17 protein-coding genes and 1 pseudogene are annotated in these 24791 nt (G+C 64.5%); 5 read left to right on the forward strand and 13 right to left on the reverse strand.

The annotated features are described in order from the left end of the window. Positions 1 to 130: 130 nt before the first annotated feature. Both J2848_RS26060 and J2848_RS26065 read right to left on the reverse strand, forming a co-directional pair. Positions 131 to 2251, reverse strand: a complete 2121-nt coding sequence (locus J2848_RS26060; RefSeq protein WP_170307177.1) for a KAP family P-loop NTPase fold protein — start codon at positions 2249 to 2251, stop codon at positions 131 to 133. A 237-nt stretch (positions 2252 to 2488) separates the two neighbouring features. Continuing rightward, positions 2489 to 2710 carry a hypothetical protein gene (locus tag J2848_RS26065; RefSeq protein WP_211103263.1) on the reverse strand — a complete coding sequence of 74 codons (222 nt, stop codon included), beginning with the start codon at positions 2708 to 2710 and terminating at the stop codon, positions 2489 to 2491. Between the two features lie 338 nt (positions 2711 to 3048). Here J2848_RS26065 and J2848_RS26070 point away from each other — a divergent pair, with 338 nt between their 5' ends. Further along, positions 3049 to 3705, forward strand: a complete 657-nt coding sequence (locus tag J2848_RS26070; RefSeq protein WP_149233742.1) for a hypothetical protein — start codon at positions 3049 to 3051, stop codon at positions 3703 to 3705. Between the two features lie 406 nt (positions 3706 to 4111). After that, positions 4112 to 4432, forward strand: coding sequence for an MbcA/ParS/Xre antitoxin family protein (locus J2848_RS26075; RefSeq protein ID WP_170307178.1), 321 nt, complete (start codon positions 4112 to 4114; stop codon positions 4430 to 4432). Positions 4433 to 4932: 500 nt separating this feature from the next. Here J2848_RS26075 and J2848_RS26080 read toward each other — a convergent pair whose 3' ends face one another. Together J2848_RS26080 and J2848_RS26085 are read right to left on the reverse strand one after the other, a co-directional pair. Continuing rightward, complete coding sequence (locus J2848_RS26080; RefSeq protein ID WP_149233744.1) at positions 4933 to 5190, reverse strand: CFI-box-CTERM domain-containing protein; 258 nt, start codon at positions 5188 to 5190, stop codon at positions 4933 to 4935. A gap of 30 nt (positions 5191 to 5220) precedes the next feature. Beyond that, the gene (locus J2848_RS26085; protein ID WP_149233745.1) at positions 5221 to 5631 is read right to left on the reverse strand and encodes a cold-shock protein; all 411 of its coding nucleotides are present in this window, start codon (positions 5629 to 5631) and stop codon (positions 5221 to 5223) included. A 99-nt stretch (positions 5632 to 5730) separates the two neighbouring features. Here J2848_RS26085 and J2848_RS35985 point away from each other — a divergent pair, with 99 nt between their 5' ends. Beyond that, positions 5731 to 5991, forward strand: coding sequence for a helix-turn-helix domain-containing protein (locus J2848_RS35985; protein WP_149233746.1), 261 nt, complete (start codon positions 5731 to 5733; stop codon positions 5989 to 5991). A 208-nt stretch (positions 5992 to 6199) separates the two neighbouring features. On the opposite strand, the gene J2848_RS36180 is transcribed toward J2848_RS35985, so the two are convergent. The 6 genes and pseudogenes from J2848_RS36180 to J2848_RS26115 form a co-directional block, all read right to left on the reverse strand. Further along, entirely contained in the window at positions 6200 to 6997 is a 798-nt protein-coding gene (locus J2848_RS36180) for a TniQ family protein (RefSeq protein ID WP_149233747.1), read from the reverse strand. Continuing rightward, on the reverse strand, positions 6994 to 8166 hold the full coding sequence (locus J2848_RS26095) for a TniB family NTP-binding protein (RefSeq protein ID WP_149233748.1): 1173 nt from the start codon (positions 8164 to 8166) through the stop codon (positions 6994 to 6996). Before J2848_RS26095 ends, J2848_RS36180 begins: the two co-directional genes overlap by 4 nt. Beyond that, complete coding sequence (locus J2848_RS26100) at positions 8145 to 10340, reverse strand: TnsB C-terminal domain-containing protein (protein ID WP_149233749.1); 2196 nt, start codon at positions 10338 to 10340, stop codon at positions 8145 to 8147. The genes J2848_RS26095 and J2848_RS26100 overlap by 22 nt, the downstream gene beginning before the upstream one ends. Next, positions 10337 to 11011 carry a hypothetical protein gene (locus J2848_RS26105; protein WP_149233750.1) on the reverse strand — a complete coding sequence of 225 codons (675 nt, stop codon included), beginning with the start codon at positions 11009 to 11011 and terminating at the stop codon, positions 10337 to 10339. Before J2848_RS26105 ends, J2848_RS26100 begins: the two co-directional genes overlap by 4 nt. 441 nt (positions 11012 to 11452) lie before the next feature. Beyond that, positions 11453 to 12478, reverse strand: a complete 1026-nt coding sequence (gene cas7c, locus J2848_RS26110) for a type I-C CRISPR-associated protein Cas7/Csd2 (RefSeq protein ID WP_149233751.1) — start codon at positions 12476 to 12478, stop codon at positions 11453 to 11455. A 4-nt stretch (positions 12479 to 12482) separates the two neighbouring features. Next, a pseudogene (locus J2848_RS26115) lies at positions 12483 to 12902 on the reverse strand (type I-C CRISPR-associated protein Cas8c/Csd1); the annotation flags it as partial. 308 nt (positions 12903 to 13210) lie between these two features. On the opposite strand from J2848_RS26115, the gene J2848_RS26120 reads away from it, so the two are divergent. Further along, positions 13211 to 14110 (forward strand): LysR family transcriptional regulator, encoded by a 900-nt coding sequence (locus J2848_RS26120; RefSeq protein ID WP_149233753.1) that lies wholly within the window; start codon positions 13211 to 13213, stop codon positions 14108 to 14110. Positions 14111 to 14507: 397 nt separating this feature from the next. Then, on the forward strand, positions 14508 to 19337 hold the full coding sequence (locus tag J2848_RS26125) for an NAD-glutamate dehydrogenase (protein ID WP_149233754.1): 4830 nt from the start codon (positions 14508 to 14510) through the stop codon (positions 19335 to 19337). Between the two features lie 233 nt (positions 19338 to 19570). Here the strand turns inward: J2848_RS26125 and J2848_RS26130 are convergent, their stop codons facing one another. The 3 genes from J2848_RS26130 to J2848_RS26140 are packed head-to-tail and all read right to left on the reverse strand — an operon-like array spanning position 19571 to position 24353. Beyond that, positions 19571 to 20596: a hypothetical protein gene (locus J2848_RS26130; RefSeq protein ID WP_149233755.1), complete on the reverse strand. Its 1026-nt coding sequence runs from the start codon at positions 20594 to 20596 to the stop codon at positions 19571 to 19573. Further along, a complete protein-coding gene (locus J2848_RS26135) occupies positions 20593 to 21726 on the reverse strand; it encodes a glycosyltransferase family 9 protein (protein WP_149233756.1) in 1134 nt (377 codons plus the stop codon). The genes J2848_RS26130 and J2848_RS26135 overlap by 4 nt, the downstream gene beginning before the upstream one ends. Beyond that, positions 21723 to 24353, reverse strand: a complete 2631-nt coding sequence (locus tag J2848_RS26140; RefSeq protein ID WP_246194147.1) for an O-linked N-acetylglucosamine transferase family protein — start codon at positions 24351 to 24353, stop codon at positions 21723 to 21725. The genes J2848_RS26135 and J2848_RS26140 overlap by 4 nt, the downstream gene beginning before the upstream one ends. Positions 24354 to 24791 lie beyond the last annotated feature (438 nt).

Raw genomic sequence — 24791 nt, forward strand, 5'->3', positions numbered from 1 at the left:
GCCGCGCAGCGCCCGCCGAGTGGACGGCGCCATTGCCCGGGCGGCAAGAGTTGGGCACAGGCGCGTGACATCCTCATCCGGCAGCGCTGGAAACGGTGGACGGAATGGCGATTTGGCCAACGTCCCAACCTTACGCCGAAAGAGCGATCATCGCTTGGGCGCGCGCGGCCACCGCAGCACGACCGCTCCACCCAGCGCTCTGCGGCGTGAGGCCGTCAAGCCCCCGCCGAAAGGCCGCCGGGTCGAGATACCGGTTCAACCCCTCCTCGTCGATTGTTCCACAGCTGTAAAAGATCAAAGTCATGGACAGCAGCACAGCCTCATCGTTTTCAACGCGGCGGCTCAAACTTGCATGCGCCTCGCTGGTCCAATTCCCGCTAGTCACGGCGAGCATCAGGGGAAAGGGAGAGGTCAGCACAGCGTCGATTGGGCCATCTCGGAGCGCCTCCGCGACCCTGCCGCTCAAGTCCGTTGTCAGCTCCCGCACCACCTCTTCGGGCATACACCAACGCGCCCGCCGCTGAGGCCCAGGGTAGAAGCCGCGCCCCTGAGCCTCCGGAAGAAGGAAAGCGGCCGCCGCGTCGTATTGCCCAGCCGTGATGAGACCCTGCAAAGCGTTGGCAATCGTCGAAGCCGCCGATCCGCTTTGTCGGGCGATGAACGTCGCGTACCGTTCAAACCATACGCTCAACAGAATGGCTTGGTTTGGCTCGTGCGCAAACACGCGCTGGGGAAGACGTCCCAGAGCAATTAGAAGCGCCTCGGGATCGTGGGCCGACACTTCTGGGAAGATCGAACACAGGCGATCATAGAAGATTATGAGACGCCCTTCCGTTTGAAGCGTCTTCAGCCGCTCCGCCATGGTGTTTCGATCCGCTTCGAGGATCGTCACGATCTCCTTGCGGGTCACCCCGCCGGGGACAAGGTCCAGGCGTAGCGCCGTCATCAAGGCCCGATAGAAGCGCACGCCGTCGGGCGGGACCCGCGCCTCCCAGGGCGCCAGATTTACCTTGCGAAGAGCGGGGAAAAGGATTTCGAGCAAATGGGCAATGGGGCCGTCGGAGGTCACGTCCAATGCCTTCAGGCGATCGTCCGACGTCGGTTGGCCCTCCTTCCCAAAGAACCGGCCCCAATCGAAGTTGACCGTAGCGTCGGGTGGTGGATCGTTGGTGACGAGATCCGGCCGCAGACTGATCCGCTCAATCACCTCGGGCGCCTTTGTCTGCAAGGTCGCGTAGCCGAGCAGATCAATCCAATCAACTTCATCCACCGTCATTGACCGTAGGACAGCGTAGCATCCGCACACCCGTCGAACATCGCGCGGCGTCGTCAGGAGCTGAGTCTGCATAACGCCCAACATGCGAACAAAGCGGGCGTCCTGGCGCCAACCCTGTGGCAGTGCGGCGACCTCAGCGAGGCGCTCGAACTCCGAGAGGAAGAGGTCTTGCCCCTCCCGTGCCAAGGTTACGGGAATCCGAACCTCCAGCTGGACGATCTTCTCCAGATAGGCGGCGCCGCGCTCCTTGTCCTTGCCACCCAGCGCCTCGACCACGCGGGATCGGTCGTAAGCCAGCAGGTAGGAGATCCCCGGGAAGTCGGCGACGGCACGGACCAGCTGCGCGACGGCACGGACCTCCGCGTCCTCGACGCGGTCGAGCTCGTCGACCAGCACGACGATCGGGACGGCGACGCCACCGAGCATCTCGGTCAGCTCGCGTTTCTGCTTGGAGAGGGAGACGTCACGCTGGGTCAGCCGCTCCCCTGCCTTGAACCCCGCTGCAGCCGCCTTGCCATAGCCCGGCAGGGCCAAGTCGAAGACCGGACCGAGTTCCTTGGCGTAGCCGAACAGCTTGTTGGCGAGATCCAGAAGGGCATCGCCGTTGCGCCCGGCTTTGGTGCCGACCTCTTTGATGGTGGCGAGCAGCTCGGCGAAGAACTGGCTGATGACGTCATCACGCCCGCTGACCAGCCAAGGGTCGAAGCGCACCACCACCGGTGCGGGCCGGCCATCCCGCTGGGCCGCGGCCTTAAGTTCCTCGGCCAGCAGGTTGAGGATCGACGACTTGCCGCTGCCCCACGGCCCGGTCAGCCCGACGACGACGCCGCTGGCCCGGCCGTCGCGGACCATGGCGCGGGCGAGGCGGCGGACGAAGCTGTCGCGCCCGAGCGTGTCCTGACCGGCGGTGGCGATCGGCCGGTCGGGTCGATGCTCGGGAAGCAGCGCGTCCACGGTATCTTGACGGTCGCTCATCGCGGGCGCATCCTTGCGGCGTGGGGGAGGACCGCCCACCGGTCTGCGCCGGCGCGACGGGTGGACCAAGTACGGTTCCAGTGAAGGCCCCGCCCCGCCGGGAGGGAGGGGAAACGGCCAAGTTCGGGTGCCAGGATGGCGCCTTTTTTTTATGTCCGTCAATGATAACGCCCTGATAACTGTCATTATCGAGTAGTTATCGTTCCGAGGATTTCCGAGTTTGCGATGTCGATGCAGCTACCTACATTCACTGCAATCGACTGAGCTCTCATGGAACTTTCGGTGCCGAGGATGATGATCCTCTCTCTCCTCCCTGCCCTGCTCGCCGCCGAACGCGCGCTCGGCCGCCTCGATCAGGCGCTCGCCGAGCCGGCGCGGCGCCGGCGCCTCGCCGCCGATGCCGCCCGCCGCTCGGCCGTTGCCGTGATCCGCCTCGACGGCCACCGCCTCGACGCCCATGACTTCCAGCGCGCCTTGGCCGCCCCGGAGCATGCCCGGGGCGAGGCCGCCCGCGCCGCCTTGCTGGTGCCGCTGTTCGCCCAGTTGCCGGCCAGCCTGACCACCACTTTGCCGCCGGAGTGTGGAACCGTCCAGCCTAAGGTGCTTCCATCCGCAGAGGAGGCCCCGACCGATGTCGTGGCCGCGGTACGCGCCTCGATCGCTGCCCTGGAGGCGGTCGACCTCGGAGACGGCAAAGACCTGGAGAACGTGGAACGCAACGAGGCCGATGCCGTATCGCCGCCGCTGACGCCCTGGACCCACCCCTGGCTGGACGAACTGCACCGGCGCTGGAGGCGGTGGCCGAGGCTCTGGATGCCGCGCCCGGCCTGCTCGGTGCGGCAGCGGCAATCCGGACCCTGGCGCTGCGCCCTGACCCAGGAGCGCCGGACCGCCGCGGTCCGGACGAGGATGCCGAGAGCGCCGCCTTGCGGGCTGCGGTTGCGGCGGAGCGGCCGCCGACCTCCTGGTGGAGCGTGGTGGTCTGGCTCGCCGCCCCCGAGCTGATCCGCAGTGCCTGTCACCTGTACCATGCTTGGCCACCATTGACGGCGGCCCTCGCCCGCGACGTCACCGGCTATCGGCTTGCCCTGGCCGGGACCGAGAGCGCCTGGACGCGCTGGGTCCTCGACAGCATTCCCGATCTGGTGGCGCACGAACTGGAGCGGTTGCACCACCTCGATCTGCTGCAAGAGCACTGGGAGGCGCGGCTGGCCGCCACGCCGCGGCGCAGCAGTTCGCGCCTGCCCGACGTGCTGGACTGGCTGTACGACCGACCGGCCTTCACCATCAGCCGGGTGGCGGGCGAGCTGAAGGGGCGCTGCGGCCTATCGCTGCGTGGGGTGCATCTGCTGGTGGAGCAACTCGCCAAGGCGGGCGTGGTGCGCGACATCGCCGACCGCGGCGGCGAGCGGGTCTGGGCCTGCGACCTCAGCTTCCTCCCGCCCGGCCGCTGAGCCATGGCGCCGTCGCACTTCATAAGAGCCATCTAAGCCCACTTCACTGTCGGAAACGAACCGAGCGTGTCGAGATGCTGTCTGCTATCCTCTGCTTGCGCTGGTCACACTGCCACCAGCTACCTATGGCATTCCCGGCGATTGGGGTAATGCGGGACTAAACCAGAAGCTAACACTTTAGCCATCCTGCGGATCTAAAAGCCCAACAGTGACCACAACCGGTACTTCGAGAATGACAAGAAATCGGGAAGAGCAAGATCCCTTTACATCTTTCCTGGACCAAGCGGCCGCAGGTACCAAGGGTCAGACTCCCGCGGAACCTGGTGCGCTTGGTGGCGACCTGGAAGTAGGCTATCTGGTTGCCATCCCTGATGACCTGCTATGGGCTGTGGAGAGTGGCTTCCGTATGGAGGCGATCAATGCCCTTCACGCGTCGGGCCTACGCCCGTCGGAAACCGAAAGGTTCATTGCTCCACTGCGTGTCCTACATAGCCGGCATCTGGAGGAACGCCTGTCGCGCGGGGAGTCTGATGCTGTTCTGCGAGTTGCGCGCATTCTCATCCAGGCGGAGATAACGCTCGGCGCGCGTGAGCGCGCATTGGCTTGGTTGCGGCGGTCCAACCGAAACTTCGGCGATGCTGCACCAATGACCCTTCTCGCCACTGAAGCAGGCGGTCGGCGAGTCGAAGACCTGCTGTTGCGGGCCGACCTCGGCCAGATGGCCTGAGGAATGGTCATGCCAGCCGACGCCTGGACTCAGGAATGGAGCTGGCTGCCCAGCGCTTTCCACCGAACACGGATTGGAAAGCCGATCCAGCTACTTGCCCTTTGAGCGCTCTGTTTCTGCCTAAAGAACCAAACCTGACAGTTCATCAAGCATCATGAGAGTATGCTGCCCTCCAATGAATGACATTCCATACTCAGCCATAGTTTCTCCTAATGCGCTGAACATTATCGTGTGTGGAGTCTGGTTGTTGTTTTCGTCGTTTTCGATAAGGCACTTAAGGCGATGTTTTGTTTTCCGGACCTGCTGACGGTATTCATCATAATTCAGTTTTGTCACTTCGTAACCCATCGGTTGGAAAGAGGGAGGGCTCCAGCGCGCAGATACAGGGGCTGATGAGCCATGAACCGGGCAGAGTGGTACCGTCCCACTACAGCTACGACTGGAGTCCGGGGATCCTGATCTGCGGCACAACCCCAAGCACTGCCATTCAATTGGCGATATCAGGATGGGTGCTTTTCCATGAACATCCCGTCGATAAGCCGGTCGAGAGCGTGGCGGACGTGCGTTGCCAATCTCGGGTTCTGCGTAAGTGCCGCCGCAATTGGCGGCGATACTCGGTAATACAACTGGATGAATGCACGTCCGGGGGCACTCCGCATGAGGCGATGGTCGCGCACATAGCGCAGTGCTTCGACCTCTGGCGCGGCGGGGCTGCCGTAAACCGCACTGGCTATGAAGCAACCCCAGCGGAAATCCATGTGCTGATTTCCACAGAAGGGGCAAATGGATCATTCTGGTTCGCCACGGTGGAAGATCACTCGAGGCACCATCGCCTTTCCGCAGCTCTGGCAGCAAACCCGCCCCGGCCCTGGTTCCTTCGCGACGCGCGCGACCACTTCAACACCGACCGCACGGGGTCCCTTGCGAGATGATTCATGGTCGAACTCGACAAAATCTCCATTGGACGGCAAGTCAACGCCACGGATGTCACGCACTGCGAAGTAGCGGTCGACATCGTCGTCACCGACAATGAACCCGTAACCTTTATCACGAGAAAACCATTTAACTCTGCCTTCCAGCCGCGTGGCACTCCGTTCTTGGTTAGGCATTGCTTTCTTTCGAGTCACAGCTAATCGCATACCTTGGACAGCTTTCCACCACGAGGCCATCATGGCGATGCGGCTGAGAGACCGCAGCATCGAAATCGTCTTTCATCATGAAAGTGGCAGCCGGGCAGAACAACGGACTTAAGGTATATCTTATGGCGATCTGCTCGGCAACGCCGTGCATTCCTGCGGATGGACGATATCGCCACCCAGTTCGGCGCCATTCTGCGGAGATTGCGGACGGCTCAAGGCCTGTCGCAGGAGGAACTTGCGTTCCGTGCGGGAATGAGCGTGCCTTATCTCAGCGATCTGGAGCGGGGACGTTCCAGTCCGTCCCTGGCCATGGTGGTCGACTTGGCCCGCGGTCTGGCAACTCATCCATCCCTAATGCTAGCCGATCTGATCATTGCGGATATCGGAAAACCACCGAGACGCAAAAGGCCGAAGGATTAGGACTCAAAATTGGCGCAACGACCGGATGGATGGTGGCGGAAATATCGAAATCGATCTGCAAATACTCACGCTTTGTGATTCTCACGGTCTTCAGAATCCTTCCAATAAGAGCTTACTTATGCTACCCTTCTCACATAATTTTTTTGATAATTAACTCGATTTGCCATTATATTTACATATCTTTGGAGCAATCATATTGATTAAAGGATCATGGCTGCGCCTCCCGAAACCCAATTGACGCTATCTTTGCTTGTAACGCTGGTTGATTGAAGCGCCTATTGAAACGTATCTCCCTGGCTCCGAACATGACAGCCTGCCCGATCTGCAACATTGCGCGAGCGGCGTCGTGTAAAGGCATGCGATCGAACAGCGGATGCGTTGAGGTTCCGCCCCCTTTAAGCCGCCCTATCAAGTAGCGATCTGCCGTAAGATCGGCATCGTCGAGTGATGGGGTGGTCGATCCGGCAAGATCGTGGCCACACTTGCAATACCGTGGCGAGGCCGGAAGGCGCGAAGGACAGTTGCCGCAGTTGGGGCAAACGTGAAGGAGTAACACGCCATGACATGGACAACTTACCACGCCAGCCAAGTCCCACCAGACACGTCGATGGGGACGACAAGCGATTGGTCCATCCCGCGTCTCAAGGTCGGCCCACAGACAATGCGGGCACACACGTCCAGCACCACTAATGGCCAAGTGATTTGCCGTGATACTGACCCGCTCTGAACCAATCCGGAGGACCCCTTTTCGATCGGTGATCATCGTAGCGGTAACGAGTGCTGTTTCGGCTACTTTGGTCAGCAATGCGAGTTCAGTCACTCGACGACCACACTCAAGGTCATGTACGAAGTCAGCAATGCCAAAGCTCATTTCCGCGACAAAGGCTCGGCTGGTGGAATAGCCATGACGGACAGCCAGACGCCCAAGAAGCCCGTAGGCCGGCTCGAACTGAGCCGGCCTTACCCGCAGGGGTAAGGGCTGAAGGTGAGGGGATGGCCTTTTCATGAGCGGGTGAATGGCGTATAGGGGTCACGCCCCGTCGCCTTGAGCTTGGTGACGCGCGAGCCGTCCGCACCAACACGGACAGAAGCAAGGAGCGCGTCACGGTCAGCCTGGAGCTTGTTCCATAGACCCTTCAACTGTGAATCATCGCAAAGGAATGGATTGTCGATGCCTCGACCAGCCGAGGCCTTTTCAATCAAATCAGCGTCATCAAGGAGGGCGTCAAAGTCCAGGATCTGTTCAGGCGCATAGCTCCGATGCCAGCTGTCATGGATCTCAGCCATCAGCCCCTTATCGATAGAGCGGAGATTCTCAGCCTTCACACGGGATAAGGCTTCACTGAGGTAATTCGATACAATGCCAATCTCACCACCTGTGGCGACATAAATGCGTCGGGCAAAATCATGCTTTGTCAAGCCGGAGGGCTCCGGTAGATAGAGCAACTTTTCAAAGTTACTAAGAATGAGCAGAAAATTACGGCGTCCAGTGCGCGTTCCCCAATGATAGGGGGTGAGAATAACCGAAGGTTGCAAGCGGCGATGGAGCTGCTGATAGCGGGTAATCTGAAGAAGAGTTGGTGATCCTGCAATGACGACCTGACGCTTTGTCCGATTGAGTAATGACTTGATAAACTCGGCTACATCCTCAGTTTGCTCAGGATTTGTGCCGCTTACCAAATGATGCCCCTCATCGATGAAGATCATTTCGGTATGCATTTGGTCCGCATAGAACTCAATCTTCGTAATGATATCGCTGGTGTTCCAGTGGTCAGACGCCCTATAGCCGAACGCACCCAGCAGTGTAGCAACGAGCGCACGCTGAGTGGTTCCTTTAGCGGCTTCGACATAGATGATGCGGCGTTCGTCGGCGTCCTGCAGAGCCGCGTCCGAGACGATCGCGGTGCCGCTGATCGTGTTCCCCAAACTGCGATCCGGACACCCGCTGCGGTAGTCTTCCAAAGCGGTCGTCTTTCCAGCTCCCGTTCCGCCGACAATCAGCAAAGCCCGGGCTTTTAATGACCTGCTCTCTGCTGGTTGAAAGCGACTGTGCAATCGAGCAATGGCAGCCTTCGCTTCACTGAGACTGGGATGGGGCATCACCGTCGTTTCCAAGGAAACGATGGGATCGATCTCTTTGAGGTGGACAGCATTCATCGCATGTTCTTGAACCATAACTCGCTAATCCTTTCAACCTCATCCTCCAAATCGGAGTGGATGGATGATGGAGAGGGCGGCGTCGGAAGTGATGGAAGCGGAACAGGGACTGGAGCGGCTGGCATTTCAGTTTGAACAGAGGCACTAACGGGCGATGGGAGTACTGCTGTTGCCAGCGAGAAAGGCTTATGGTTGGCTGTCAGTGAACCACCGGCCAGAGGTGTGAAGGTCTCACCATTTGAATCGTAGCGGGCTGCCCGTGCTGCCGTCTTGGTGCGAGTCTCGTGTTCGAACCGGATGCGAACGCTCTCCTCTGCCATAGCTTTTGCCTTTCTCAGATGCTCAACCGTGATTGGCATGCCTGCGGCAAGGTTGCGCTTGGCCATCAACTTATGAACACGATGCTGGTACTTGCTGACATGACGGGAAATATCTTGATCTGTACACGGCAACACGTGCCACTGGCCAGTTTCGTCATCAAGGATCGCAATTTCTCCGAAATCGTACGGGTCTATCCGCAACGTCCACTTCTTATCTAATCTTCCACGTCGTGCCCTAAGATCTTCTAATACCTTCTTATCTGCATAGAGAAGACCTTCGTAGTGAACGCCGACGTTTTGAATGGAACGAGTGATTAGCTCACCAGTCATGCGTATAATTTGGTCGAAGCTGGGAACAGGCCGGACTGGGTAGAGCGTGGTTAGCTGGAGCCATTTCTCAAGAGGTGCAACGCCAAGCGCAGGATGTTCCGTGATGTGATAATCATCCACAATCCATTTCAACAATATTCTGCTGATCTCGAACAGAGAACGGCGAGCTCGTTCCACTGGGTTATAGAAATCCTTCGTGCGAGAGAGAACAGTACCCTCCTGGTGACTGAAGACTTGGACCCCAATCGAGCCGAACAGCCGCTCGACTGCCCCTTTGAGCCAAGGTGACTTGACCGGCAGATTGACAACACCGAAATCCAGCATCGCTTCGCTCAGACGCAGACTGTCGGAGCGCAGCTCCCGGCCATTATCGGTGAAAATCCATTCGGGGATCCCGTGGCACGGCCAGTCATGCTCAAGCCCCTCAATCCCGGACAGGTCCTTTTTCCAAAAAGCGTGAGCCAACGCGCGCTGCAGGGATGCGTAAGAGGGAACCTCAAAACTCAGGTGAACGCCCAGGATGACGCGGGTGACACGATCGAGAAGCGCTGTCAGCCACGGTCTGCCAAGGGGACGGCCGGTGATTGGGTGCGTTACGATCAAATCGATCAGGCAATGATCGAGCTCGACCTCCTCCAATGGTCGTTGCGGAAGCTCGGTGCGCTCAAAGATCCCAAACTTCTTGTAGGCTGCGCGTCGCCCATACCGCCTTTGGTACTCTTCGTAATCGGTATAGCTGCGCTCAATGAACAAGCGGAACGTTCGATAGCTAGCCGGATGCAGTTGGACCGCCCTACAGGCGTCCTCATATTTTCGATAAGCATAGGTCTTCCGCTTGCGTGGCATGCTGAGGTAGTGCTTTTCGACGGCCTCTTTCATCAGCACATAATGGTCAGCTGCGCCGGGAACATGCGGAATCCCCGGCCGACGTTTACCACGGCGATGTTGCTGAGAGATCAACATACGGATGTCGCGGCCGTTTTGGTTCCACCGCTGGTACCATCTCCGAAGGGTCAGCGGGTGCGGCTTACGAACGGGAGACGAAGCGTCCAGTTCGACGCTGCCCCAGGTTGATTTTCGACGGCGCCCGCGGGCCTCGCCAGCGCGCTTGGCCATAAGCTCGCGATCTTCTGCCGTCCATCTGTCGCGATAAGCGGAATAAACGGCCTCAGCCGCAGCTTTGAAGGCGTCCAGCCATGTCGAGTGTGAGGAGCGGAGGGTTTCCGCCATCGTCACATAGACCAGACGACGTTGAGCCTCTTGCCGGATTTCTTCTGGCCAGTACTCCCAGGTCTTATCGAGAACCTCGGTAAGACTTTTCGGCAGGCCTGCGAGATTGCAGGGATAAAGTATTAGCCGACGGGTGCCATAGGCATCATCAAGCTCGTCATCCGACCACGTCCGTGGGTCACAACCATCCTGCGGCTTGAGCAGGTAACCGCCACGTTTGCGTTCAACCACCAGCCAGAGGACCGTCCCGCCAGTTCCATCACGAATAGTCAGGCTATCTCCCGGTTGGAACCTAAGCGGTACGGCGCTCATGCGGTCCTCACAGGATGCAGTTCGGTATCCGGTCCGATAGCGGCATTAAGGTCGAGCTTAAGCTCGCCAATAGCAACGAGGCCAAGCAATGCGCCAACGAATTCCGGATTCGGGCCGAGTGCGGTCTGCAGACTGCCAAGGCTGACCGGGCGGTCGGCCACAAGCCGAGTTCGGACGACAGAAAGATTGGTCGGCGTTAGAAAAGCCACGGCAGCCCTGATACGGCTACAATTTGCCAGCCGTGGCTGTTTGCGGATGTCCGTTTCGGTCCAGATCTCGAAGCTGCTTCCCCGCGCCGCGCAGGCATCGGTGATCCGCAACCGGCGTCCCTTTAGGCTGGGATCGGCGTCGAATTTCCGCTGGGACATGGCTTCGCGATAGACGACCCGACCGTTCCGACTGATCACCTGAAAATCGGGCGTATAGCGTTGCTCTCGTCCATTATCCACCCAAACCAAAGTTTCGGGTTTGAGGGCGAAGGCACTGACCTCCTGGTCAATGTCTTGAAGCACCATTAGATCGCGTTCGAGCAAGCTCTCGAATGGCAATTGGACTCCACACTTGATTGACTGATACCAACCAGAACACGAGCGGTAGGAGAGTCGAATAGAGGCTTGAGTGCGAACTTTCGCAACTTCCCAGCGGAATACGATCTCGTCCATCGATTTCATGGCTTAAAGCCCTCAATTGGATGGGAGATTAAACTGTCGGCGCTTTCCGTGTGATAGGATCGGAATGTGCATTTGCACCACGCCCAGTTTGACCAGGGGCATCGAAAACAGAGGGATCCCAGCATGACGTTTTCAAGGCGCCCCCTGTACGCAACTTGAACGATGCGGTGATGAGGCCCGCCTCAAAGATATGCAGATTTCAATCCGCGCACCCACAGAGGGTGCAATTGCTTGGCCATAACTCCTTGTTCCAACAACTGTATTCGTACCGAATCTGCGAACCATCTAATGAGGAGTCGGCGGCTGGGAATCAAATCGCTTCACGACATCCCTTACCACACAGATGTTCAGCGCTTTCGACCAGTTACGAACCTTCCGATATTCGGCTGTACGCTTCAGGTTCGCGCGGAACAAGGACAAGCGGCCAAACCACCTTCTTCGTCAAAGCCGGACGATCGTTTCTACACCGGCCGGCATGTGGGTGAGATCGAGGTCAATCTCGTAATCCTCGAACCTGCGGGCCGGCGGTAGAGTATCCAGTTCGGAGCTGGCAAGGTCATACGTCGCCCCCTGTACCCGGCGCCGAACCGTGACACGCCGAAATAGGCTGGCAGGAGATGCATTGCCGAGGGCGCTATCGTGACGGAAGACGATCAACCGCCGGCTGGCCATTTCCCCACGCGCAGCCGAGTGGTCATGGTCGAACATCCGCTCCAACGCCGCCCACAGCAGTTCGAGGTCACTCTCATCGAAACTGATGCCCTCTGCTTGTTTGGCCGAGATATAGCCATGGACACGATAAAGGGCATAAGGCACTCGGTACTTGCGTCCCATTGTCCGGTTTTCAATGCGCTCGTCGTCAGAAGCCGCCTCTCCTTCCTGCAGCGGCATGAGACTATCCAAGTTGGTCCTTAGGTCCTGACCGGGCCGCTTTGCTCTCCGCGTCTTCCGGTTCCGCTCTTCCGGTTCTGCGGTGGCTGCCATGCGGGTGATCGTGATCTCTTGCGGCAGGATCGGCTCGACCGATTCGGCGAAGCCCAGCTGTACCGGGCCGAGAACCTGACCGCAGTTCACCCCAAAGCCCATCACCGCGCCAAAGGTGCGCACGTCGAAGAAATGATCGCACATAAACCGACGCAGAGCTGCCGCCTCATCATCATCCCGCGGCGACAGCCGGGCGGCCGTTGCCACCGCTGCTTCGCCAGGACGTACCGCCCGATAGGCGTCACGGTGCGTCCGATTGAGAATGGCACCATCGCGCAGGTAGATGCCGAAGCGAGGATCATCGCCATGAAACAGGGTGACGTAATTGCGGATTTTACGCTTCAGACAGACATCGGTCACCAGCCCATGACCGGTTTCCGGATCGAGGCGAGGCTGGTTGCCAAGGTCGGGGTCGCCGTTGGGGTTGCCGTTCTTCACCTCGAAAAACAGGACGCACTCGTAGCGGTTTGAGACAGCAGGCATGGGCTCATTCCTCCGGTTGGGCAACCGTATCGGCAACCTCTGAATCAGGTTTGCGAGCGTGGCGTTGGTGGTAATAGCCGACAGCGAAGCGGCCCTGTGCCATCGGCTGCAGTTGGCGCGGAAGATTCATGTCCAGATCGCGCATGATCTCGTCGATCTCCCGCTCGAACCAGACAGCGAGGCCACGGGTCACGCGCTCCCTGTGCAGCACCTTCAAATGATGGGGGGTGGTGCGCAGCAGCAGAGGAAAGACGCTGGCCGGCGTGGCCGAGGCCGCACCGTAATAGCGATCACGGACGCTGGCGTTGAGCCGCCCCAAGGCGGCGCACTGGACATTCTCAAGAATAGCGAACAGCCGTCCGAGCCGGTAGGCCTGGTCGAACTCCGTACGATCAAGGCTCACTGGCACCTCCGTGGTCGGATCAGTGTGTGGATTGGCGCTGCCACGCCGGTGCCTGTGGGCAACTTCATTTTTTCAAATACAATACGCTTCACCCACGCGATCGTTAGAGCATAGGTGAGCCAAGGTTCGGGCAACCAGAGGCCACACGCCAGACGAGGATGGCAGCAGGGTTTGTACAAGATGACTATGTTAGAGGCTTTTATTCCACGTCGCTCTGTCGGCTCCGGCAGCCATTTTCAAACACGGTTGTGGCGAACTATTTTATGGTTCCAGCGAGTGCGTTATATGGGTGCTCTCGTAAGGTTTTATGGTTCCATCCAGAAAAGACCATGCGCTTCGACCTGACCGACCTGCGGCTGTTCCTGCACATCGTGGAAACCGGCAGCATTACCGCCGGAGCGGAGCGCAGCGCCATGGCGCTCGCATCGGCCAGCGCGCGGGTGCGGGGGATGGAGGATGCGCTGGGCGTCCCGCTGCTGGAGCGCTTCCGCCGCGGCGTCCGCCCCACCCCGGCCGGCCGCGCCGTGGTGCATCACGCCCGCCTCGTCCTCCACCAGCTGGAGCGGATGCGCGGCGAGCTGGCGGAATATGCCAAGGGGCTGAAGGGCCATGTCCGGCTGCTGTCCAACACCGCGGCGATCAACGAATTCCTGCCCGATGCGCTCGCCGGCTTCCTGGCCGACAACCCCAGCATCGACATCGACCTGGAGGAGCGGCCGAGCCATGCCATCGTCGAGGCGGTGGCCGCCGGGCTGGCCGACCTGGGCGTGGTCGCCGACATGGTCGACCTCGGCGGGCTGGAAACGCGGCCCTTCCGCAGCGACCGGCTGGTCGCCGTCCTGCCGCTGTCCCACCGGCTGGCCGGCCGCGACCAAATATCATTCGCCGATCTGCTGGACGAACCCTTCGTCGGCCTCAGCGCCGGCAGCGCCTTGCAGGACTATCTCAACGGCCACGCCACCCGCGCCGGGCGCAGCCTGTCCTACCGCGTGCGGGTGCGCGGGCCGGTGGCGCTGTGCCGGCTGGTCGAGCGTGGGGTCGGCGTCGGCATCGTGCCGGAAACGGCGGCACTGCGGGCACTCGACAGCGGAGCCCTGCGCGTCATGCCGCTGAGCGACCCGTGGGCGCCCCGTCTGCTGGTGCTGTGCGCCCGCAATTTTGCCGATCTTTCCGCCCACGCCCGCCGGCTGGTCGATAGCTTGTCCGAAAACGCCCCGGCACCGCTCTGAAACGCCATTCGGTCAGCATAGCTTACCTTTTTCCGCCGCGCTTTTCCTGATTTTCCGCCGGCTTGGCGGCACTGCGGTCCTCCCGCCGAATCGAGTCGGCCTGCCCCCGCTCCACCCCTTCGATCGACCACCGCCAACCACCACCGGGTGCGGCGGATGGGCGCTGTGCGCCTTTGCCGCGGCATCGGCGATGGAGCGGCCATGGAGCAAATGTGAATGCGCTATGGATAAATTCGGCGGACATGTCACTGGATTGTCCGAATCTTTGGAGAAATACCCCCAAAGGGGCGCAAATCGCCGCTTGGTCAGAAATCCTGCCGTTTATTTGCCGTCGAAAAGTCACCGGGGGGGTGGTACTACCAATCCAAAGAAAACCCGAGAGGAGACATCAACCATCATGCGTACGGCGACGAAGGATCTGGCAGGCGACTTGCGGCAACAGCTGGCCGAGCTGGTGCGCAGCCGGGTTCCGAACGCGCGGGCGGAGCGCTTCGTGAAGCGCTTCTATGCCAACGTGCCCCCCGACGACCTGCTGCGCGGTACGCCGGAACAGCTTTACGGTGCCGCCCTTGCCATGTGGCAGTGGGGTCAGCAGCGCGAGGCTGGAAAGCCCAAGGTGCGCGTCTACGCGCCGCGGCTGGATGAGCATGGCTGGCAGGCCGAACGCTCGGTGGTGGAGATCGTCAATGACGACATGCCCTTCCTGGTCGATTCCGTCACGGCGGAGCTGAACCGGCAGGGCGTCACCGTCCACCTCATCATCCATCCCGTCACCCGCGTCGTCCGCGACGCCGAGGGGCGCATCGTCGAGCTGCTGGAACCGGGTGAAGAGAAGGACGGCGCCCACGACGAATCCTTCATGCACTGCTCGATCGACCCGCTGTCGGACCCGGCCGCCCAGGCCCGTCTGCGCGAGGGCATCGAGCATGTGCTGGCCGACGTCCGCGCCGCGGTGGAGGACTGGACGCCGATGCGCGAGCGCGTGCGTGCCGCCCGCACCGACATCGCCCACGCCCCCGATGCCGAGGAGTCCAAGGAGGCCGCCGACTTCCTGACCTGGGTCGACGACGGCAACATGACCCTGCTGGGCAGCCGCCTCTACACCGCCACCATCGGCGGCGCCGGCCAGGAGCCCTGGCTGGAACTGGTCGAGGGCAGCGGCCTCGGCGTGCTGCGCGACCCGGAAATCACCGTCTTCGACGAGCACGGCCATGCCGCCGTCCTGCCGGAGGAAATCCGCGCCTTCCTGCACCAGCCGCGGGCCCTTCTGGTGACCAAGGGCACCCGGCAGGCCACCGTGCACCGCTCGGTCCCGCTCGACGCCATCCTGGTCAAGCGCTTCGACGAGCAGGGCAAGGTGGTCGGCGTCACGCTGGCGGTCGGCCTGTTCACCTCCGTCGCCTACAACCGCAGCCCGCGCGAGATCCCGTTCCTGCGCCGCAAGGTTGCCCGCGTCATGGGCCGCGCCGGCTTCGACCCGTCGGGCCATGACGGCAAGGCGCTGCTGAACATCCTGGAGACCTATCCGCGCGACGAGCTGTTCCAGACCCCGTCGGACGAGCTGTTCGAGACGGCGGTCGGCATCCTCTATCTGCAGGAACGCCAGCGCCTCGCCCTGTTCGTCCGCCGCGACCCGTTCGAGCGCTTCGTCTCCGCCCTGGTCTTCGTGCCGCGCGACCGCTACGACACAGCACTGCGCCGCAAGATCCAGTCGGTGCTGGAATCCGCCTTCCACGGCACCTGCACCTCCTACTTCACCCAGCTGTCGGACAGCGCGCTCGCCCGCCTGCACCTGATGGTGAAGACGGAACCGGGCAAGCTTCCCCCCGTCGACATCAGCGAGATCGAGGCGCGGCTGGTCCAGGTCTCCCGCAGCTGGGCCGACCGCATCCGCGACGCGCTGGTCGAGGCGCTGGGCGAGGAGGCCGGCAACGCCCGCCTGCGCCGCTACGCCGACGCCTTCCCGGCCGGCTACCGCGAGACCTTCACGGCGGAAGCCGCCGTCCACGACATCGACCGCATCGAACGGGTGCTGGCCGAACAGCGGCTGGGCATCGTGCTGTTCCACCCGCTGGAGGCCGACAGCGACGAGCTGCACGTCAAGATCTACCACCAGGGCCGGCCGGTGCCGCTGTCCGACGTGCTGCCGATGCTGGAGCACATGGACCTGAAGGTGATCACCGAACAGCCCTACGAGGTCCGCCCCGCCGGCGGACTGCCGTCGGTCTGGATCCACGACTTCGCCGCCCGCACCCAGAACGGTCTGCCGGTCGACTGCGTCAAGGTCAAGCAGACCTTCCAGGACGCCTTCGCCGACATCTGGGACGGCCGGATGGAGGATGACGGCTTCAACCGTCTGGTGCTGCGCGCCGGTCTGGCCGGCCGCGAGGTCACGGTGCTGCGCGCCTATGCCAAGTACCTGAAGCAGGCCCGCTTCGCCTACGCCCAGGACACCATCGAGACGACGCTGGCCGCCCATCCGCAGACGGCGCGCCTGCTGTCCCGCCTCTTCGCCGCCCGCTTCGACCCGAAGGCCCAGGCGGATGAGGCGCCGATCCTGGAGCAGATCGAGGACGCGCTGGACGCCGTCACCAACCTGGACGACGACCGCATCCTGCGCCGCTTCGTCAACCTGATCCGCGCCACCCTGCGCACCAACGCCTACCAGACCGGCCCGAACGGCACGCCGAAGCCGCATCTGTCCTTCAAGCTCGACAGCGGCTCGATCGAGGAACTGCCGCTGCCGCGTCCGTGGGTGGAGGTCTTCGTCTACAGCCCGCGCATGGAAGGCGTCCATCTGCGCGGCGGCAAGGTGGCGCGCGGCGGCATCCGCTGGTCCGACCGCCGCGAGGATTTCCGCACCGAGATCCTCGGCCTGATGAAGGCGCAGATGGTGAAGAACACCGTCATCGTGCCCGTGGGCTCCAAGGGCGGCTTCGTCGTCAAGCGTCCCCCGCCCGTGAGCGCCGGCCGCGAGGCGGCGCTCGCCGAAGGCATCGAGTGCTACAAGACGCTGATGCGCGGCCTCTTGGACATCACCGATAACCTCGCCGCCGACGGCTCGGTGATTCCGGCCAAGGATGTCGTGCGTCACGACGCCGACGACCCCTATCTGGTGGTCGCCGCCGACAAGGGCACGGCCACCTTCTCCGACATCGCCAACGGCGTGTCGATCGATCACGGCTTCTGGCTGGGCGACGCCTTCGCCTCCGGCGGTTCGGCCGGCTACGACCACAAGGTGATGGGCATCACCGCCCGCGGCGCCTGGGAATCGGTGAAGCGCCATTTCCGCGAGATGGGCACCGACATCCAGACCACCGACTTCACCGTGGTCGGCGTCGGCGACATGTCGGGCGACGTGTTCGGCAATGGCATGCTGCTGTCGAAGCACATCCGCCTGCTGGCCGCCTTCGACCACCGCCACATCTTCCTCGACCCCGATCCCGACCCCGCGACCAGCTGGGAGGAGCGCAACCGGCTGTTCGCCCTGCCCCGCTCCTCCTGGGCCGACTATGACCGCTCCAGGCTGTCCACCGGCGCCATGATCGTCGAGCGCAGCGCCAAGACGGTGGAGCTGACGGCGGAGGTCCGCGCCCGCTTCGGCATCGAACAGGCCCACCTCTCCCCGGTCGAGCTGATGCGCCGCCTGCTGACGGCCGAGGTCGACCTGCTGTGGTTCGGCGGCATCGGCACCTACATCAAGGCGGCGACCGAAACCAACGCCGAGGCCGGTGACAAGGCCAACGACGCGCTGCGCATCGACGGCGGCCAGATCCGCGCCAAGGTGATCGGCGAGGGCGCCAACCTGGGCGTCACCCAGCGCGGCCGCATCGAAGCCGCCCAGAAGGGCCGCGACGGCAAGGGCGTGCGCCTGAACACCGACGCCATCGACAATTCGGCCGGCGTCGACACCTCCGACCATGAGGTGAACATCAAGATCCTGCTGGGCGACGTCATGGCGCGCGGCGACATGACGCTGAAGCAGCGCGACACCCTGCTGTCCGCCATGACCGACGAGGTGGCGGGGCTGGTGCTGGCCGACAATTACCGCCAGACCCAGGCCCTGACCATCGCCGAGGCGCAAGGGGCAGCATTGCTGGAGGCCCAGCTGCGCTTCATGCGCAACCTGGAGCGCAACGGCCGGCTGAACCGCGCCATCGAGTATCTGCCGACCGACGAGGAGCTGGCCCAGCGCATGGCCGAGCGCCGCGGCCTGACCCGGCCGGAGCTGGCGGTGCTGCTGGCCTATGCCAAGATCACGCTGTACGACGACCTGCTGGCCTCGGAACTGCCGGACGATCCGGCGACGGTTGACGACCTGCTGCGCTATTTCCCGCAACCGCTGCGCGAGGGCCAGCGCGAGGCGATCTTCCGCCACCGCCTGCGCCGCGAGATCATCGCCACCGCCGTCACCAACAGCCTGGTCAACCGCGTCGGCCCCACCTTCGTCCGCGACATGGTGGAAAAGACCGGCCTCGGCCCGGCGGATGTCGCCCGCGCCTATGCCATCGCCCGCGACGTGTTCCAGCTGCGCCCGCTGTGGGACGCCATCGACGCCCTCGACACGGTCGTTCCGGCGGCCTTGCAGACGGCGCTGATGCTGGAGACCATCCAGCTGCTGGACCGCGCGGTGGCGTGGTTCCTGGCCCACAGCCCGCACCCGCTGGATCTCGGCCGCGAATCCGCCGCCTTCCGTCCGGGGGTGGAGGCGTTGGCCGCCGGACTGGACCGCTTCCTCGACCCCGAGGAATCCTCGCGCCTCGCCACCCGCATCGCCGATGCGATGGCCCAGGGCGTGCCGGAGGATCTGGCCCGCCGCATCGCCGCCTTGCCGGTTCTGGCCGCCGCCCCCGATCTGGTGCGGATCGCCGAGCGCACCGGCCGGGCGGTGGAAGGCGTCGCCTCGGTCTATTTCGGGCTCGGCCGCCGCTTCGGCCTGGAATGGCTGCGCGATCGCGCCAGCGGCGCCAAGGTCGACAACCACTGGCAGCGTCAGGCGGTCGCCGCGATCATCGACGACCTGTTCGCCCACCAGAGCGCCTTGACCGTGCGCGTGCTGGAAAGCGAAGGCGACGAGGCTGCGGCGGTCGATGGCTGGATCGCCAGCCGCAGTCTGGTGGTGGAGCGGGTCGAACAGCTTCTGGCCGAACTGCGCGCCCAGCCGGCGGTCGACCTCGCCATGCTGGCTGTCGCAAATCGGCAGCTGCGCGGCCTGATCGCCGGGTAATCGGGGACTGATGGTGTCACAGGAATAGGAGACGCTCGGTTCGGACGGCTTGGCTGCACTGTCCTGCGCAGCCGGGCCTCCGGAGTGCCGGTGCCTTTACAGGCACGTTCGGGCATCGGCTTTCAGTCTCCTCGCCTCGGGCGGATCCACGGACCTCGTGGATCCGCCCATTTTCTTCTCACCGGCTTTCCAACTCGAAAGCAACTTCCGCGATCTATCGCCGCACAGCCGGCTCAACCGTCGATACGGCCGGCATGGTCGCTGTCCAGCAGTGCCTCCACATGATCGCAGAGGGGACCGAGCAGCGCCGGCCAGTCATTGTCGGTGCGCTCCAGAAACGCCCTGCGCACGCGGTCGCGTTCGGCGGCCACACCGGTCGGTCCCAGCTCATGGAAGATGTGGCGCAGGCTGGCCCGGTTCGCCTCCTGCGCCGCCGGGTCGTAGGACCAGCCGAAGCGCGGGTTCCCCGCCCCGTCCCACCAGTCGTCATGGCCGTAGATGGCGAAGCCCGACAGCAGATACTCGATCATATTGATCGGCCCGGTCTCCGAGTAGGAGGTGTTGCCGACGATCAGGAAATTCTGGCGCAGGAAGGCCATCAGGTCGGTGCGGTCCTTCGGCACATGGGCGGCGACGCTGAAGTCGCTGTTCTCCTGCAAGCCGATGTCGCGCAGGGCTTGGATCAGCTCCGCCGAGTTCTTCCGCGCGCCGGCATGGTAGACCAGCATCCGCACCTTCGGCGGCAGCGGAACGCCGCTGGCGAGGCGGGAGAATTCCACCTTGTCGATCGGGTGCGGATGGACCGACAGGTGCCGGACCAGCGACGCCATATGGTCGTAACAGGCCGCCACCTGCGGATCGCGGGAGGCGACGCGACGGATGGCGACGTCGTTGCTCAGCACCAGTGCCGCATAGTGGCCGCGCATCCACTCTCCCGTCTCGCGCACGGAATCCACCGGCGCGTTCAGGCCGAAGCGGCGGAAGGCGGCGAAGCGCCACTTGTCGACGTCGAAGTTGGAGTTCTCGATCAGGACCGAGCGTTTCCAGTCCTTCAGCGCCGGATGCGGCAGGAAGGACACCAGAACGTCGCGTCCCGCCGGTTCCAGCGGTGCGTTCCAGGGGGAGAAGCGCACCCGCACACCGAAGCGGCCTTGCAGCGCCTCGACCACATGGCGGCTGAGCTGGGCATGCCAATGCAGCGTCTTCGGATAGGCATCCGGCGGCTGCGGGAAGCTGACATGGATGATGGGGCCGGTCATCCCTGCCCTCCCGTGTTGGCGGCCCCCAGGGCCAGGATGCGCCGGGCGGCGTCGGCCGGATCGATGGCGGCGATGCAATGGGCGTCGGCCGCCATGCAGGATTTGGTGCAGGGCGGACTCGCCGCGGCCGGACGCAGGACCAGCGCCCGCTCCTCCCGGCCGCCGGTCCAGGGCCGGAAACGCTCCGGCGCATGGAAATGGTTGGGATCGCCGCCCAGGGGATGGCAGGAGAACACCGCCACCGGCACCCCGGCCGCCGCGGCCAGATGGGCAGGGGCGGAATCCATGGTGATCGCCAGCGCCGCCTCCGCCATCACCGCGGCGGCGACCCGCAACGGGGTGGCGCCGGTCAGGTCGATGGCCCGTCCCGGCAACGCCGCCGCCAGCAGATTGGCCGCCGGCCGCTCCGCCATGGTGCCCAGCACGGCGACCCGCGCGTCGAGCGTGCCGGCGACGGCCGAGACCGCCGCGGCCAGCCGGCCGGCGGGATATTCGCGGCGCGGGCTGGCCGCCCCCGGCGCCACCACGATCAGCGGCCGGCCGTCACGGCCCCCGAGAAGCCGGCGCGCTTCCTCCCGGTCCTCCGCCGTCAGCGTCAGTTCCAGCGGCCCCAGATCCGGGGCGGCGCCGAGCGCCTCCAGCAGCGCGGCATTCTGCTCCACCTCGTGCCGCCCCGGCGGCGGATCCAGCGCCAGCCCATAGGCGCGGTCGAAGCCCTGGTTGCCCTCCACCTTCCACGGCGTAACCCGCTCGGAAAAGCCGGCGACCAGCTTTGCCCGGCTGTTGGCGGCGAGTGTCGTCGCGCCATGCCGGTCGAAGTCGTAGCGCGGCACCAGCGCCAGATCGAAGCCGGCGCGGTAGCATTCGGCGAACAGCTTCAGCCCGCCGGGGGTGATGCCGCGGAAATCGATGCCGCCGCCCTCCTTGGGCCGCGGCGCCACCACCCCGTCGACCCAGCGGCAGGTCAGCGCCAGATCCGCCACCGCCTCGCGCACCGCCAGCAGGATGCGCGCCTGCGGGGCGGCGGCGCGCAAGGCCCGCAGGAAGGGGGTGGCCATCACGAAGTCGCCGGCCTCGTCCAGCTTGACGACCAGGATGCTGCGGACGGTCGCCAGATCACAGACGCTCATGCCCGCCCCTCCCCTTCCGCCACATCAAAGGCAACCGGCGGCAGCCCGGCGCACCGGCGGCGCCATGCGGTGCGATAGCCGGCCTCCACCGCGCGGGCATAGGCGGCCTCGTCCATCAGCGCCGACCGCCGCATCCGCTCCCGCAAGCCGTTGCGTTGCGCGTCGAGGAACGCACGGTCGGTCGCCAGCCGGATGCCCTGCGCCAGATAGGCGTCATCGTCGCCCGTCACCAGCTCCGCCATCCCGACGGCGGGGAGCAGGGTCGCCCCCCAATGGCCGATCTTGGTCGGCCCGGTCTGGTTCAGCACCGGCACGCCCATCCACAGCGCGTCGCAGATCGTCGTCCCGCCATTGGCGAAGACGGGGTCCAGCGCCACGTCGATGGTGACGTAATCCTGATAGGGATCCGGGGTGATGCCGCGCAGCTCCAGCCGCTCCGCCCCGATGCCGTGCCGGGCGAAGGCGGCCAGCAGGCGCCGGTCGGCACCGCCGCCGCTGCCCAGTCCCCGCCATTTCAGCACCAGCTTCGCCGTCGGCACCGCCGCCAGCAGCCGCGCCCACAGGGCGATGGTGGCGGCGTTCACCTTGGTGATGTTGTTGAAGGACCCGAAGGTGATGTGGCCGTTGCGCTCCACCGGCGGCAGCGAAGCCGGCATGAAGGCGGAGTCTGCAGGGCGGTAGCACAGCACGCAGCCCGGCAGCCGGATCAGCTTCTCCACATGCAGCGCGTCCGCCCCCGGCGGCGCCAGACGCGGATCGGCGATCTGGTAATCGACGGCGCCGAGACCGGTCGTGTTGGGATAGAGCGGCAGGCTGACCTGCACCGGTGCCGGGCGGCGCGCCATCAGCGGCATGCGGTTGCGCGACATGTGGCCGCCGGCATCGACCAGGATGTCGATGCGGTCCTCCCGGATCCGGCGGTCGAGGTCCTCGTCCGACAGGGCCGCCACGTCACGCCAGCGGTCGGCCGCCGCCTGGAAGCGGTCGGTGGTGGCGTCACGGCTGCGGTCGTTGTGATAGCAGGTGACCTCCACCGCCCCGCGGTCGTGCCCCTCGATCAGCGGCAGCAGGAAATGGTAGCCCGGCCCCGGATAGCGCTGGAAATCCGGCGACAGATAGCCGACGCGCAAACGCCGTTCCGGATCGCGGCTCTCCACCGTATGCGGAGCGGCCGGGACCGCCGGCAGATGGCGTTCGAAGGCGCGATGCTCGCGGAAGACCTCCACCGGATCGGCGCGGTCGTCGAAGCACAGGCAGAACAGCATGTTGGAGCGGATCGCCGCATCCTCCGGCGCCCGGTCGAGCGCGGTGCGGAAGGCCGCCACCGCCTGCCCGTGCAGCCCCAGCGCCATCCAGGCGACCCCCAGATTGGAGCTGGCGAGCGCCATCTGTCCCGGATCGCCGAGCCGCCTTGCGCGCTCCAGCGGCGGGATCGCCTCCTCCGCCGCGTTGGCGTCCAGCCGTAGCGTGCCGATGTTGACCCAGGCCGCCGCATCGCCGGGCATCAGCGCCAGCGCCCGCCGGTGCCAGGACAGCGCCGCCTCCGGCTGCAAGGCCAGTTGGAAGGCGGATCCGGCATTGCCGGCCAGCGCCGCGTCGCCGGGGGCGACCCGCAGCGCGCGCAGGCTCCACCGCGTCGCCCCCTCCACCCCCAGCGTCGCCCGCGCCAGTCCCAATCCCGACAGCGCCAGTCCCGAGGCCGGCGCCAGCGCCAGCGCGTGGCGGTAAGCCCGCTCCGCCAGGGCCGTCCGCCGGCCATAGAGCCGCCCGGCCAGCGCCAGCACCAGCTCTTCCGCCAGCGGCTCCAGCCTGACCAGCCGCGCCAGCCAGACCGGATCCTGCGTCGTCCCGCTCTCCAGGCTGCCCAGCGTCCGCAGCGCCGCCGGATGGCCGGGAACCAGCATCAGCAGCCGGCAGGCCGCCCCTCTCCCACCGCCCAGCTGCATATATTGCTCCAGCGGCTCCACCATCTGCGGCGCCAGCTCGGCCAGCGCGCGGAAGGCCGCCGCCGCCGCCTCCATCCGGCCGGCATCGCGCAGCGCCGCCCCCCGGTTGAAGGCCGCCAGCACCCGCTGCGGCTCCAGCCTCGAAGCCCGCCCGTACCAGTCTGCGGCCGGCAGGAAGCGCCCGCCATCGTACAGCGCGTCGCCCAGGCTCCCGGCGCTCTCTGCATCCGCAGGCTCCAGCGCCATCGCGCGCTGAAGCGCCTGCGCCGCCGGCCCCTGCTGTCCCGCCCGCGTCAGCACCGCCGCCAGCAGCCGCGGCAGCGACGGGTCGAGCGGCGCCAGACGGGCGGCGGCCTGGAAGGCCGTCGCCGCCTCCGGCCAGCGCTCCGCCGCCTCCATCAGCCGGCCCAGGTTGGCATGGAAGAGCGGCTGCTTCGGGTCGGCCTTCACCGCCTGCCGGATCCGCTCGATCCCGTCGGCCAGCGCGCCGGTCTGCGCCTTGATCAGGCCGGACAGGTGCAGCGCGTCCGCCTGCTTCGGCAGCCGCTTCAGCACCTGTTCGTAGAGCGTCGCCGCCTCGGCAAGCTGCCCGTTCTGATGATGGGTGACGGCCCGGGTCAGCAGCGCCTGTGCGTCGGCGGTGCCCGCCGGGCGATGCGTCGGGCGATGGTTCGGTTTCATCCGCGTTCGGCACTCTCTGGTGGTCCGGCGGATAATGCTGGTCGGCCGGTCCCCCGACAAGCAACAGTTCAAGCGCCAGTTCGGGCAACAGCCGGCGCTGCCGTTCGGCCAGGGCCGCTTCCCGGGCCCGCGCGCGGCGGCGCTGGTCCTCGGTGCGGGCGCGCAGCCGCTGTTCCTGGCGCAGCCGGGTGGCCAGCCGCCGCAGATCGTCGGCGACGCGGCTTTCCACCGCCGGCGGCAGGGCGCCCAGCGCCTCGCGGAAGTCGCCCAGCGTCGGAAAGCGGCTCCAGCCGCTGCGAAAAGCCGCCCACACCGCCTCGAAGGCAGCCATCCAGCGGTCGGCCGGCCATGCCGCCATCGCCCGCACGTCGGCCTCCAGCAGATCGGCGTCCGGCAGTTCCAGCGCGAAGCGGTCGGCCAGCTTCTCCAGCCCGATCA

The organism is Azospirillum lipoferum, assembly GCF_024170005.1.
GTDB classification, from domain to species: Bacteria; Pseudomonadota; Alphaproteobacteria; order Azospirillales; family Azospirillaceae; genus Azospirillum; species Azospirillum lipoferum.